The organism is Micromonospora sp. NPDC049051, from assembly GCF_043197575.1.
Taxonomy (GTDB): Bacteria; Actinomycetota; Actinomycetes; order Mycobacteriales; family Micromonosporaceae; genus Micromonospora.
The window spans coordinates 498,376-511,257 of the sequence record NZ_JBICTL010000006.1 but is presented as its reverse complement, the minus strand read 5'-3'; the positions used below and the strand labels follow the sequence as shown (position 1 = coordinate 511,257).

At 72.0% G+C, this 12,882-nt stretch carries 11 protein-coding genes; 9 read left to right on the top strand and 2 right to left on the bottom strand.

The window, feature by feature from the left end; genetic code table 11:
* Positions 1–22: 22 nt before the first annotated feature.
* Positions 23–898 (top strand): TauD/TfdA dioxygenase family protein, encoded by an 876-nt coding sequence (locus tag ACGFIR_RS26040; RefSeq protein WP_393006829.1) that lies wholly within the window; start codon positions 23–25, stop codon positions 896–898.
* Between the two features lie 42 nt (positions 899–940).
* On the opposite strand, the gene ACGFIR_RS26035 is transcribed toward ACGFIR_RS26040, so the two are convergent.
* Positions 941–1,996, bottom strand: a complete 1,056-nt coding sequence (locus ACGFIR_RS26035) for an FAD-dependent oxidoreductase (protein ID WP_393147689.1) — start codon at positions 1,994–1,996, stop codon at positions 941–943.
* Positions 1,997–2,217: 221 nt separating this feature from the next.
* On the opposite strand from ACGFIR_RS26035, the gene ACGFIR_RS26030 reads away from it, so the two are divergent.
* The 8 genes from ACGFIR_RS26030 (at position 2,218) to ACGFIR_RS25995 (ending at position 10,508) form a co-directional block, all read left to right on the top strand.
* On the top strand, positions 2,218–2,859 hold the full coding sequence (locus ACGFIR_RS26030; protein WP_393006825.1) for a hypothetical protein: 642 nt from the start codon (positions 2,218–2,220) through the stop codon (positions 2,857–2,859).
* A complete protein-coding gene (locus ACGFIR_RS26025) occupies positions 2,856–3,866 on the top strand; it encodes a hypothetical protein (RefSeq protein ID WP_393147687.1) in 1,011 nt (336 codons plus the stop codon). Before ACGFIR_RS26030 ends, ACGFIR_RS26025 begins: the two co-directional genes overlap by 4 nt.
* Complete coding sequence (locus ACGFIR_RS26020; protein ID WP_393006822.1) at positions 3,863–4,135, top strand: acyl carrier protein; 273 nt, start codon at positions 3,863–3,865, stop codon at positions 4,133–4,135. Before ACGFIR_RS26025 ends, ACGFIR_RS26020 begins: the two co-directional genes overlap by 4 nt.
* Positions 4,136–4,137: 2 nt before the next feature.
* A complete protein-coding gene (locus ACGFIR_RS26015; protein WP_393006820.1) occupies positions 4,138–4,389 on the top strand; it encodes an acyl carrier protein in 252 nt (83 codons plus the stop codon).
* Positions 4,386–5,939: a long-chain-fatty-acid--CoA ligase gene (locus ACGFIR_RS26010; RefSeq protein ID WP_393147685.1), complete on the top strand. Its 1,554-nt coding sequence runs from the start codon at positions 4,386–4,388 to the stop codon at positions 5,937–5,939. Before ACGFIR_RS26015 ends, ACGFIR_RS26010 begins: the two co-directional genes overlap by 4 nt.
* Positions 5,940–5,998: 59 nt before the next feature.
* Positions 5,999–7,321, top strand: a complete 1,323-nt coding sequence (locus tag ACGFIR_RS26005; RefSeq protein ID WP_393147683.1) for an SDR family oxidoreductase — start codon at positions 5,999–6,001, stop codon at positions 7,319–7,321.
* A gap of 711 nt (positions 7,322–8,032) precedes the next feature.
* Entirely contained in the window at positions 8,033–9,184 is a 1,152-nt protein-coding gene (locus ACGFIR_RS26000; RefSeq protein WP_393006812.1) for a SagB/ThcOx family dehydrogenase, read from the top strand.
* A gap of 49 nt (positions 9,185–9,233) precedes the next feature.
* Positions 9,234–10,508, top strand: coding sequence for an MFS transporter (locus ACGFIR_RS25995; RefSeq protein ID WP_393147681.1), 1,275 nt, complete (start codon positions 9,234–9,236; stop codon positions 10,506–10,508).
* Between the two features lie 77 nt (positions 10,509–10,585).
* Here ACGFIR_RS25995 and ACGFIR_RS25990 read toward each other — a convergent pair whose 3' ends face one another.
* Positions 10,586–12,646, bottom strand: coding sequence for a cellulase family glycosylhydrolase (locus ACGFIR_RS25990; RefSeq protein ID WP_393147743.1), 2,061 nt, complete (start codon positions 12,644–12,646; stop codon positions 10,586–10,588).
* Positions 12,647–12,882: the final 236 nt, after the last annotated feature.

Sequence of the window (12,882 nt, the reverse complement as noted above, 5' to 3'; positions counted from 1 at the left end):
CACGGAATCCTGGAGGGAACGCATGGAAGAACACGTCCTTGCCGCCGTCGAGCGGGCGACGACCCGCCCGCCGGAGCACTACGACACCATCACCGTCCGGCCGATCACTCCGGTGATCGGCGCGGAGGTCTCCGGCCTCGACCTCGCCACCGAGCTGTCGGCCGCGCAACTGGCCGACGTCCGGCGCGCCTTCCTGGCCCACCACGTGCTGGTCTTCCGCGACCAGGTGCTCTCCGCCGAGGACCACAAGCGCTTCGCCGGGCACTTCGGCGAGCTGCGCCGGCAGCCCCTCGCCGACCTCGACGGCGGCGACGCCGCCATCCTCGAGATCAGCGCCGGCCGGGAGTCGCGGTTCGTGGCCGGCGAGGACTGGCACACCGACGGCACCGCCGAGGCCGAGCCGTCGCTGGGCTCGATGCTCTACGTCACCAGGACGCCGGAGATCGGCGTCGGCGGGGACACGCTCTGGGCGAACATGCACCTGGCGTACGAGATGCTCTCCCCACCGATGCGGGCCTTCCTCGACGGGCTGACCGCGGTCCACGACGGCCTGATCCCCTGGCAGGGTCACACCCCGCCGCCCGAGTACGTCGTGCCGAAGAGCGAACACCCGGTCGTGGTACGCCATCCGGAGACCGGCCGCCGGCTGCTCTTCGTCAACGCCGGCTTCACCTCGCACATCGTGCAGCTCTCCCGGCAGGAGAGCCGTGCGGTGCTGGACATGCTCTTCGGCTGGGTCGCCCAGCAGCCCATCCTGAGCTGCCGGGTCCGCTGGACGCCGAACACGCTGGTGTTCTGGGACAACCGCTGCACCCAGCACCACGCCGTGTGGGACTACTACCCGCACTCCCGCTACGGCCAGCGGGTGACCATCAACGGCACTCGCCCGGTCGGATAGCCGGCGGCGTCCGGGCGTCGGGGGCCGGGCGTCGGGATCGGGTCAGGCGCGCACGATCTGCTCGGTGTAGGCCCAGTCGGCCTCCAGGGCGGCGTCGCGTTCGTCGCTCAGGCCGGTCAGGTCCGCGCCCGCGACGCGGCCGGCGCCCGCGACCCGGTCCCGCAGGATCCGGGCCGTGACCAGGGCCGCCCGGGTGCCCTGCGCGGTGACCGGGTCCAGGTGGTAGCCGGCGTCGCCGACCAGGCACCAGCCCGGCCCGCTCATCGGCCGGCGCAGCATCCGCATCCGGCCGGCGCCGCCGATCGAGGTGCTGCGGCGGCCGACGGCGACGGCCGGGCCGAGGCGCGGGTCGTCGCGCACCATCCGCTCGTACGAGTGCGCCGGGTGCCGACCGGTCTCGTCGATCAGGCTCTGGTGCAGGTCCAGCGCGACGCACCACTGCTTGTCGCCGCAGGGCGTCGAGATGAGCACGCTGCGGTCCTGCAACGAGAAGTACGAGCGGTCGGTGGGCAGCGGCAGGTTCTCGTAGTAGGCCAGCAGCGCGAACCACGGTGACTCGACGACCCGGTAGGCGCTCGCCCCCACCCGTTCGGCGTTGCGCGACAGCCGGCCGTCGGCCAGCACCAGCAGGTCGCAGGTGACCTGGCTGTCGACGCCGCCGTGGCGCACGGTCGCCCCGCGTACCCGCCCCGCGTCGATCGTGAGGTCCCGCACCCGGGCCGGGCGCAGCACGGTGACGTTGGCACGGCTGCGCGCGGCGGCCAGCAGCGCCGGGTCCAGCACCTCGCGGGGCACGCTCATCCGGAACGAGTGGTCGTCCTCGCGCGGGTAGACCCGCTCGACGACCTCCTCGCCGATGCGCTGCGTGTCGCCGTACGTGCGGGGGGCGCCGCAGGCCAGCACCGTCTCCAGCAGGCCGAGCTCGGCCCAGGCGAGGTTGCCGTCCCGGTCCCAGGTGGACTGCTGCGGCCAGAACGCGGTGGGCCGCGAGGCGTCCACGACGAGGATCCGCTCGGCGTACGGCGCGAGAGCCCACGCGGTGGACGCGCCGGCGATCCGGCCGCCGACCACGACGACCTCCCAGTGGCCGGCGATCACGCTGGCGCCGAATCGGTGCGGGGCTGTTCCGGCGGGCTCCCGACGTCGTCACGCGACACGGCTCAGTCTCCCATCCGGGCCCGCCGGCGGGGAAGGGAGTCCGCCGGCAGCCATCGGTGGCGCAGAAACCGCCGGAGGGGCCTGGTTATTACTGACCGATTACCCAAGACCAATAAATTCACCCAGGTCAGCGGGGCTCCCGTTCGGACGTGGGGTGCAATGTGAACAGTCAGAGAATCGCTCGGCCGGAGCCCCGGCTCGAGGTCCGGGACCTCCGGTGGCGGCAGCTGTGGGCGGGCGCGCGGCTGCTCGCCGAGGCGTACGAGGACGGCGCGATCTGGGCCGCCGCAGGCTCGCTCCCCCGCTGGCAGCGCAGGTCGGCCCTGACCGCCCTCTACCTCGCGGAGCTGGTGATCGCCCAGCTCATGAGTTCGGGCATCACCCTCGCCGCGTACCGCGCCGAGCGGCTCGACGGGATCCTCGTCCTCTACGGCGACGAGCGCACCACGCCGTGGTGGGGCTGGGCGCTGCGTTCGGTGGCGTGCCTGCTGGCCGGGCCGCGGGCCGTGGTGCACGCCGTCCGGATCTCCAACGCGCTGGACCGGATGCGACCCGACCGCCCGCACGTGTGGTTCGCGGTGCTCGGCCGCCGCGTCGACTCGGTCGGGGTCGGCTACGTCCTCATGCGCGCCGGCCAGGCACGGGCCGAGGCCCTCGACCTGCCGGGCTACCTGGAGACGTCGGCCGGCCCGGAGCAGGTGCAGATCAACGAGATGCTCGGCTGGGCCTCCGTCGACGAGTACGTGCTGAGCACCGGAAGCGTCATCAGGACGATGTGGCGCGACCGGGCGGTGCGGTCGTGACCGCGGCCGGACTGAGCCGCGGGCTCGACACGCTCTTCGCGATCCCGCCCGAGCACCGGCTCGACGACGTGGACCGCGCCGCGGCCCGACAGCTCCTCGGCTGCGACGACCACACGCTGTCCACGTTGCTGGACCGTGGGCTGCCGGCCAGCGGCGACGCGGGCGCGGAGCGCTTCGACTCGCACGACCTGTTCAACCTGGCGCTGCACTCCGGCTCCGGCACGACCGTGCCGGAGCAGGCCTTCGCCTACTCGCTGCGGTGGATGCGCTCGTCGACCGGGGACCTGCTCGCGCCCCGCGCCTCCCGGTTCGCGCTGCGGGTCGCCTGCGCCGCCGACACGTGCGGCCCGGCGCCGACCAGCACGCTGGCCCTGCCGCGCCCCGAAGGCTGCGGCGGCGCGGTGCACGACCTGACGGTCGAGCCCGCCGACGGCACGGCCGTCGCGAGCGGCGACACCGTGACCCGTACGGCGTCGGAGCTCGCCGTCACCGCGACCGTCCACACCCGCGGCGAGCTGGCCGAGCTGCGCTCACCCGAGCTGCGGGCGATCGCCGCCGAGTTCGCCGCCATGGACCTGCGCTGGGTCAAGCTGCCCGCCGCCCTGCGCGACGACGTCGACCTGTTGACCACGTACGGCGTGGCGAGCTGCGACTCGGCGAGCCGGTACCTGGCCCAGCTCTGCGTCCGGGCCGGCATCCCGGCGGTCACCCGGATCGGCTGGGTGGTCGGCATGCTCGACCTGGTCCACGCCTGGGTCGAGGTCGAGGACTCCGACGGTGCGACCAAGGTCATCGATCCGGTCTTCGCGCTGTTCTCCGCCGCCGTGCGGGACACCAACCCGCTGCTGCGCGACCCGGCCGTCGCGCTGCGGACCAACCGGCTCATCCCGACCGGCCTGTCGACCGGGCGGGTCGTGGCCGAACACCGGTGCGCCGGCGAGCCGGCGGCCGCCCGGGTCAGCACGAAGATCCTGCCCGCACCGCCGCGCCCCGAGGAGAGGTCATGACCACCACCGAGACGGTCCCCGAGTTCCTCACCGCGTTCCTGCGCGCCCGCTGCCCCGACATCGACTCGGTCGGTGCCGACGACGACCTCGTCGACACCGGCGTCCTGAACTCGATGCACTTCGTCGAGCTGCTCTATCTGATCGAGGCGGAGCTGGGCACGGAGATCTCCCTCGACGAGGTCAGCACGGACGACTTCCGCACGATCTCCCGGATCACGCGACGTTTCTTCACCCCGGGGCAGGGCCCCGGCGCGACACCCAAGGAGTAGCAATGTTGCAGACCCGCGTCCGCGAGGTGATCGCCTCGGTGTTCGGTGTCGCACCGGACGAGCTGCCCGAGCGGCTGGAGCCGGACACTGTGGAGGGCTGGACCTCGCTGCGTCAGATCCAGCTCATGATGGCGATCGAGAACGCGTTCGGCATCGAGATCGACCCGAACCTGCTGCCGGCCCTCGCGTCCGGGCCGGCGATCGTGCGGTTCCTCGAGGAGACGCTGGCGGTGCCGGAGGGAACGGGCCGATGAGGGCGTACCACCCGCAGCTGCGCACGGTGCACGACGTCATCGCGTTCCACGCCGCGCGGCGACCGGAGCACCCGGCGGTGCACTGCGAGGACCGTACGGTCAGCTACGCCGAGCTGCACCGGTCCAGCAACGCGACGGCGCACGCCCTGCGCCGCGCCGGGGCGGCGGCCGGGCACCGCGTCGCGTACCTGGGCAAGGAGTCCGAGCACTACTACGACATCCTGTTCGCCTGCGCCAAGACCGGCACGGTGCTGGTCCCCATCAACTGGCGGCTGCGCGCCGGCGAGATCCGCCACATCATGCGCGACTCCGGCAGCACGGTCCTCTTCTGCGACGCGGACCTCCTGGACACCGTCGAGGGGCTGCGACCGGACCTGCCCGAGCTGCGCGAGGTCGTGTCGCTGGCCGACTTCACCGGCTGGCAGGGCGGCGAGGACGGCGACCTCGACCCGTCCTGGACCGAGGAGCAGCCGCTGGCCCAGGTGTACACCAGCGGCACGACGGGCAACCCCAAGGGCGTCGTGCTGGCCCACCGCAGCTTCTTCGCGGTGCGGGACGCGCTCGCCTCCGAGGACCTGGACTGGATCGACTGGCGGCCCGACGACGTGAGCCTGATCGGCATCCCCGGGTTCCACATCGGTGGCCTCTGGTGGTCGATCCAGGGCTTCAGCGCCGGCGTCACCAACGTGTCGGTCCGGGTGTTCGCCGGGCACGAGGCGGTGCGTCTCATCCGCCGCCACGGCGTCACCACCGCTTGTGTCGTGCCGGCCCAGTTGCAGATGATGCTGGCGCCGCCCCGGCCGAAGCGGGAGGACTTCGTCTCGCTGCGCAAGATCGTCTACGGCGGGTCGCCGATCTCCGAGGCGCTGCTCGGCCGCAGCATCGAGATGTTCGACTGCGAGTTCGCGCAGATCTACGGCCTGTCCGAGAGCGGCAACACCGCCGTCTGCCTGCCGCCGTCGGAGCACGTCGTCGGCGGGCCGCGCATGCAGGCCGCCGGCCGGCCGTACCCCGGCTTCGCCGTGAAGATCATCGACGGTACGGGCCGGCTCCTGCCGCCGTACGAGGTCGGCGAGATCTGCCTGTCGACCCCGGCGCGGATGATCGAGTACCGGGGCCTGCCCGACGCCACCGCCGCGACGCTGGTCGACGGCTGGCTGCACACCGGCGACGCCGGCTACCTGGACGACGAGGGCTTCCTGTTCGTCCGCGACCGGATCAAGGACACGATCATCGTGGCCGGCGAGAACGTCTACCCGGCGGAGATCGAGAACGCGGTCTGCGCGTACCCGGGGGTCGTCGAGGCCGCCGCCGTCGCCGTACCGCACGAGCACTGGGGCGAGGTCGTGCACTGCTTCGTGGTGACCCACCCGGACCAACCCGCGACCGCCCGCGATCTCACCCCGTTCCTGCGGGGGCGGATCGCCGACTTCAAGATCCCGGCGAGCTACGAGTTCGTCGACCAACTGCCCCGCAATCCCAGCGGCAAGCTTCTCCGGCGGGAGCTGCGTGAAAGGTTCTGGCAGCACCTGGACCGCCGCGTGGCCTGACGGCCCGGCCCGTTCCGTTCCGGCTCCACGACCCTCACTCTCCATGCAAAGGCGGAACCATGCACATTTCCCTGCGACACCACAGCGACCGCATCGCGCTCTCGATGGGCAACCCCGACCGGATCTCGCTCGGCTACTCGGAGGATCCGCGCGCCGTGGCGGCGCGGCTGCCCCGGCGCGGCGCCGACGAGCCCAGGAACGTGCTCCTGCTGGGCGCGAACGGTTTCGTCGGCATGCACATGCTGCGCGAACTCCTCGGCGACCCCCGGGTGGCGACGGTCCACGCCCTGGTCCGCCGCAAGGGCGACAAGTCCGGTCAGGAGCGCATCGCCCGGCAGCTGCGCAAGTACAAGATGGAGCTGCCCGACACCGGGAAGCTGGTCGTCCTGGAGGGCAGCTACCTCGACCCGGCGATGGGGCTCGCCCCCGCCGCGTACGACGAGCTGCTCACCGAGGTCGACGTGGTCATCGACGCCGCGGGGGCGACGACGCACGACTACCCCTACTCCCGCTACCGCGAGGAGAAGGTGCTGCCGACGCTCCGGCTCGCCGAGTTCTGCCTGCAGAAGCGGTTCAAGACGCTGCACGTCATCGGCTCGGTGGGCAGCGAGGTCTACCAGCAGTGGCGCGACTTCTACCGCAACAGCTTCTTCTACACCGGCTACAGCCGGATGAAGTGGGTCGTCAAGCACATCAGCCTGCGGGCGAACCGCGACGGGGTGCCGATCCACATCTACCAGGCGCCGTTCGCGTTGGGCGGCCCGAGCACCGGGTTCAAGGACCCCGGGATGGAGTACTCGTTCTGGAACATGATCTCGCACATCCTCCAGCTCGGCATGGTCTGGGACTCCGAGGTCACCAGCCCGGTCGTGGCGGGCGACGTGCTGGCCCGGTCCGTGGTGGCCAACGCGCTGTCCGCCGCGCCACGGGTGATCAGCTACCCGGTGACCCCCGTGACCACCGAGGAGATCGCCGAGCGGTTCACGCTGAAGCTGGTGCCGTGGGCGACGTTCCGCCGCGAGCTCGTCCGGCAGCACCGGTTCGGGCTCGACCAGGTCGACTGGTCCAAGCCGGTGGCCAGCATCCGGCGCGGCCGGCAGCAGTCGAAGTTCGTCAGTTCGCTGTTCCCCCGCTCGTTCCACACCCTGCTGAACAACATCCACACGGCCGCCGCCAGCCCGACGGTCGTGCGGACCGACGCCGACCTGCCGTCGATCGACGTCATGGAGAACAACGCCCGGCGCATCCGCAAGCTCGGCAGGTACCTGCCCGCACAGACGCCGGCTGCTGTGCCCGTCCCCGCGCCGGCCAACGCCGTGGCTCCCGCCCCGGTCTCCGCCGCGGCTCCCGCCCCGGAGCCGGTGCCCGTCGGCGCCGCCTGACCCGCTCCGTACCGGCCTGAGGCCGGCTGACCTGGACACCGACCAGGGCAGCCGGCCTCAGTCGCGTCCCGGGCCTCGGCACGGGGACCGGGACTCGATGCGGCAGTGGGAGCCGCCGGAATAGACCGGACGGACCGGAGCCGAGGCCACACGGCATTCACAGGCGGCAATTCCCGTGCCCGCGTGGTGGTTATACCTATCGGCGCGAACGAGCGACCCACCCGCAGCCCATCGACAGGTAATTCGCGCCTCCGGAGAGGGCGGCTGACCTCCGGATCCTGTGATCGAGCCCGCACCTGAAGGCACGCCTGAAGGCCGGCTCGAATTTCCATTGATTCTCGCTGTACGGCGACAAACAAATGGGCGCCGACCCCTTGGCAGGAGGCCGACGCATTCGCTACGTTCTCTATTGCCGAAAGGGAGAACGGATGAGGATTCCGCCGGCGACGGCGGCAACCCGAATGCGTTTCCACGGCACCGCAGTTCCCCCCGAGCGTCAGTCTCGAAAGCCGGCGGAGACGGTCGTTTCCAGGGGTGCACGAGCCCTTCGCGCCCGAGAGGAGGTACACACCATGGCCTTTAACATCGTGATCGTCGAGACGAACGAGGAAGTTCTGAACCACGGCGCCGCCTGACGCGCCCCGGTGCCGGACCCGCACGCGGGTCCGGCACCATTCTGTCCATCGTGCGTCGTCGTGAAAGGACACCGGAATGCGGGTACGCCGCCGCGAGCAGCTCATCTGCCGCTGGGACAGCGATGCGCTGATGGTCGCCCTGCCCGGTGAACGCCGTTGGCTGCGCGTCACCCCCGACCTGTTCACCCTGTTGCAGCGCCTGGACGACTTCACCGACGTCGACGAGATCGCCGGCCACTTCGGCAGCGAGGCCGCCGACGCCGCCACCAAGGCGGTCCACCAGCTCCGCGACGCCGGCGTCCTCGTCGCCGACACCGACGACGTCGACACCCCGCCCGCCTGGCAGCACTGGGGGCCGATCGCGTCGCGCATGCACACCGAGGCCCGGGACGCCAACTACCTCGTGGACTCGCCGCGACGGGACGCCACGGCCACCCAGATCGCCGCCGACGGTGAGCCTCCGGCGCCGTTCAAGCGATACCCGGACGCCCCGGCCGTGCACCTTCCCCGCCGCACCCTGCCGCTGCGTACGCCGGTCGAGGAGGTGTTCGCCGCCCGCCGCACCCACCGCGCGTTCGCCGACACCCCGGTCGGCATCGACGCGCTCGCCACCGTTCTGGCCTGCACGTTCGCACCCCAGTGCTTCCTCGACGGCGGCGCATTCGGCCCTCAGCAGGGGCGCATCAGCGCCTCCGCCGGCGGCCGGCACGAGGTCGAGTGCTACGTCGCCGTCTACGACGTCACCGGGGTGCCGCCCGGCCTCTACCACTACGCGCCCGAGGTGCACCGCCTGGAGCTCCTCGACGCCACCGTCGACCGGGACCGCATCGCCGCCCTGACCTACGAGCAGGAGCCCTCCTACCGGGGTGCCTTCACCTGCCTCACCACCACCGTCGCCGCCCGCCTGTCCTGGAAGTACCGGCACCCCCGGGCCTACCGGTTGTGGATGTTCGACGCCGGCCACTACGGCCAGACCTTCGCGCTGACCTGCACCGCGCTCGGCCTGGCGCCGTTCCAGACCATCGCGTTCCACGACAGCGGTGTCGAGGCGATGCTCGGGGTGGATCCCGACCACGAGTTCGCCACGTACCTGCTCTCCGCCGGCAATCCCGCCCCCGGTGACGGCGCCCGGCCCGCCGGCTCGCAGTACCCGCCGCCGGCCCGCCTCGCCGCCAGCGCGCACCGGTCTCCGGCGGAGCAGGCGACGCGGCCGGAGCAGTCCGGATGAGCCCGGCCGGCCGCACCGGTGCGGGCCACCGCCGGACGCACCCCACGCCATGAGCGCGCCCACCGGCACCGCCACCGGCAGCGGCGAGAAGCTGAGCCAGCACCCGCTGTTCCTGCGGGTGTGGGCCAGTCAGTCCGCCGGGGCGATCGCCGACCAGATCCTGCCGGTGGCGTTCGCGCTGTACGCCGTACAGCGCGGTGCCGGCGCCGGCACCATCGCCGTCATCCTCGCCGGCCGGGCGATCGCCCTGGTGGTCTGCCTGCTCGCCGGCGGCATCCTCGCCGACCGGGTCTCGCGGCCCCGGATCCTGTTCACCGCCGACCTGATGCGCACCACCATCGTCCTCGGCACGCTGCTCTGCCTCGACAGCCTGCCCCTGGCCGCGCTCGGCGTCGTCACCGCGCTGTCCGGCGTGGCCGAGTCCCTGTCCCGGCCGGCCATGCGTTCCCTGGTCCCGGCGCTGCTCCCCGCCGACCTGCTGGTACGCGGCAACGCCCTGGTCTCCGCCGTACAGCGCTTCGCGACCCTGCTGGGGGCGCTCGCCGGCGCCGCGATCGTCACCGCCATCGGCATCGACGCCGCGCTGGGCCTGGCCGCCCTCCTCTTCGCGACCGGTGCCCTCGCGGTGCTGGGCGTGCGCGACCTCGCCGCCGGCACCCGGCCCCGGACCAGCGTCCTGGCCGACGCCGCGGCCGGCATCGCCACCGTCCGGCGCCGTCCCTGGGTGGCCGCCGTGATGGCCGCCGTGGCGGTCCAGCTCTTCGCCGGCACCGCACCCAGCCTGACGCTGCTGCCGCTGGTCGCCGCGGAACGCCTCGGCGGCGAACTCGCCTACGGGGTCGTCCTCGCCGCTGCCGCCGCCGGCGCCCTGCCGGCCATCGCGCTGGCCGGCCGGTGGCGGCCCCGGCGACCCGGCACGGTCAGCATGCTGGCCCTCACCACCTACGCCGCCCTGCCCGCCAGCCTCGCCTTCGCCCTGCCGCTGCCGGTCACGGCGCTCTGCTTCGCCGCCGGCGGATTCGTCGTGGAGATCTACTTCCTCTACTGGCTGTCCGCCCTGCAACGCGAGATCCCCGCCGAGGTGCTCGGCAAGACCCTCGCCCTCGACCAGCTCAGCGCCTTCGCCCTGCTGCCGGTCGGCTACGCCCTGACCGGCCCCGCGGTCGCGGCGTTCGGGATCCGGCCCACCCTCGTCGCCGCGGCCGTGCTGACCGCCGCGGCCAGCGCCCTCACGCTGCTGGTCCCGGGCGTCAGCACCTTCAGCGAACCCGCCCGCGCCCGCCCCGCCGGAGCGACGGCGGGTGGCAGGGACCGCGCCGAATGATCCGATCGGGTACGCCCGACGGGCCGTGACCGGCTGGCGGTCACGGCCCGTCGCGGCCGGGAGACCCCGGTGCCGGGTCAGCCCACCCGGGCGGCGCCGGCGGTGACACCGGTGACGCTGCTGCCCGACCTCGTGACGTGATAGGTGACGGTCGTGCCGCTCCAGAAGTGGAACGTGAGGGTCACCCGGGCACCGTCGTCGACGGCGGCGAAGAAGGTGTCGGTCAGCGTGATGCGGTTGCCCGGATAGTCGGGGGCGAAGGCCACGTCGAACTCCTTGAAGGGCGTCCAGTCGTGCGGGCCGGCGTTGCGGCCGTCGGCGTACCTCGCCTCCATCGTGGCGAGCTGGTCACCACGGAACTGGGTGGGCACCGCGAACGAGGTGGTGTTCCCGCTCGCGCTCGACAACACCGGCGGGTCGTACGTGAGCACGTCGATCCGCCACGGCGCCCCGGCGGAGAACCGCGCCTGCAGGGTGGCGTTCACGCCGTACGCCCGGTTGCCGACCAGCCGGGTCAGCGCCGCCGCCGTCAGCGTGAGCTGGCTGCCCGACACGGTGTAGTCGGTGCCCTGCGCCAGCGCGGTGCCACCCTGGTACAGCCCCTGGAAGGTGGTGCCGTTCAGGTTCAGGGCGAGCGTCCTGGCGGTGATCGAGCCGGTACGCGGCACGTACACCTGGTCGGACGACGCCGTCCCGGAGCGCGTGGTCCAGCTCGACCTGATCTGCGCGAACAGCTCCGGGTCCTTCCACTGGAAGGTGAGCCGGTTGAAGTGCTGCCCGTTGTCCCAGAGCTGCGTGGTGATCTTCTTCGTCCTGGCGTACCAGCCGAGGAACTCGAAGAACTTCAGCTTCTCGCCCTGCTGGATGGTGCCGGTGTGCCGGTCGAAGCCGAGCAGGCCGTACTCGCCGATCACCACGGGGATGCCCTTGGCCACGAAGGCGTTGTGCACCCGGTCGAAGGCGTCGGTCAGGTCCTTCTGGGCGGTGGCGTCGAAGCGGGTGCCCCCGGCGACGTTCACGCTGAACGGCCAGTAGCCGTAGAAGTGCACGGTGGCGATCAGGTTGCGGTCGCCCAGCTGGGTGAAGGTGCTGGTCAGCTCGTCGACGCGGGCCTGGTCCGCCGAGGTGTGCAGGGTCGGCAGGACCAGCATCCGGGTGGCGTTGTTGCCGCCGGAGGCCCGCACGATGCGGTGGAAGGACGTGTTGAGCTCGTGCAGCAGTTGCGCGTTCTGGGCGTCGCCGGAGCTGTTGGCGAACTGCGGCTCGTTGACGCTCTCGAAGTGCAGCCTCGGTGAGGCGTCCCGGAACGCGGCCGCGATCTGGGTCCAGAGCGCGTTGTAGCGGTTGAGGACGGTGGTCCGGTCGGACGGCATCGCGTTGATCCACTGCCACGAGTCGTGGTGAATGTTGATCATCACGTAGAAGCCGTCGGCGAGGGCCCAACCGACGACCTCCCTGATCCGGTTGAGCCACGCCGAATCGATGGTGTACGCCGGCGCGGGGCCGTGGTGGTTGCTCCAGGTGACCGGGATCCGGATGCTGTTGAAGCCCTGCGCCCGGACGGCGTCCAGCTGCGCCTGGGTGACCCGTGGGTTGCCCCAGGCCGTCTCGTCGCTGCCGACCGCGTCGAAGGTGTTGCCGAGGTTCCAGCCCGGCTGCATCGCGGCCACGTAGGCCATCGGGTCACCGGTCGGCGGCGGCGTGGTGGGTGGCGGGGTGGTGGGTGGCGGGGTGGTGGGCGGGGCGGTGGTCGGCGGGGCCGTGGTGGGGCCGACGCCGCCGGTGCAGGTGACGCCGTTCAGCGCGAACGACGTGGGGGCGGTGTTCGCGCCCGACCAGGAGCCGTTGAAGCCGAACGACACCGTGCCGTTGGTGCCGATAGCGGCGTTGTAGCCGACGTTGGTCGCGGTGACGTCGGCGCCGGCGGCGGTGACGGTGGCGTTCCACGCCGAGGTCACCTGCTGCCCGCTGGGAAACGTCCAGGTCAACCGCCACCCGTCGATCGGGTCACCGAGGTTGGTCACGGCCACGTTCGCGGTGAAGCCCCCGGGCCACTGGTTGGCCGAGTACGCCACCCGACAGCCGGCGGCCGCGTGGGCGCTCACCGCGAACGTCAGGCCGAGGCTCACCACCAGCATGGTGAGGGCGCCGGTGAACAGGCTCAGCCGCCATCGGGTCCTTCTCGTCGTACCTCGGGTCTCGGCCATGACGCTCCTCGCCTGGGATGCCGCTGGGACGGGATCGCGGCAGGCGCCACCACGAACGCGGCCGACACCCGATCGCGACCGCAGATTAAGTTTAGATTCCAAACTTTGTCAATCGGCGTACCTCCATATGGACGGGCGGCGCGGCCCAGCCACCGCCCCTCACGTAG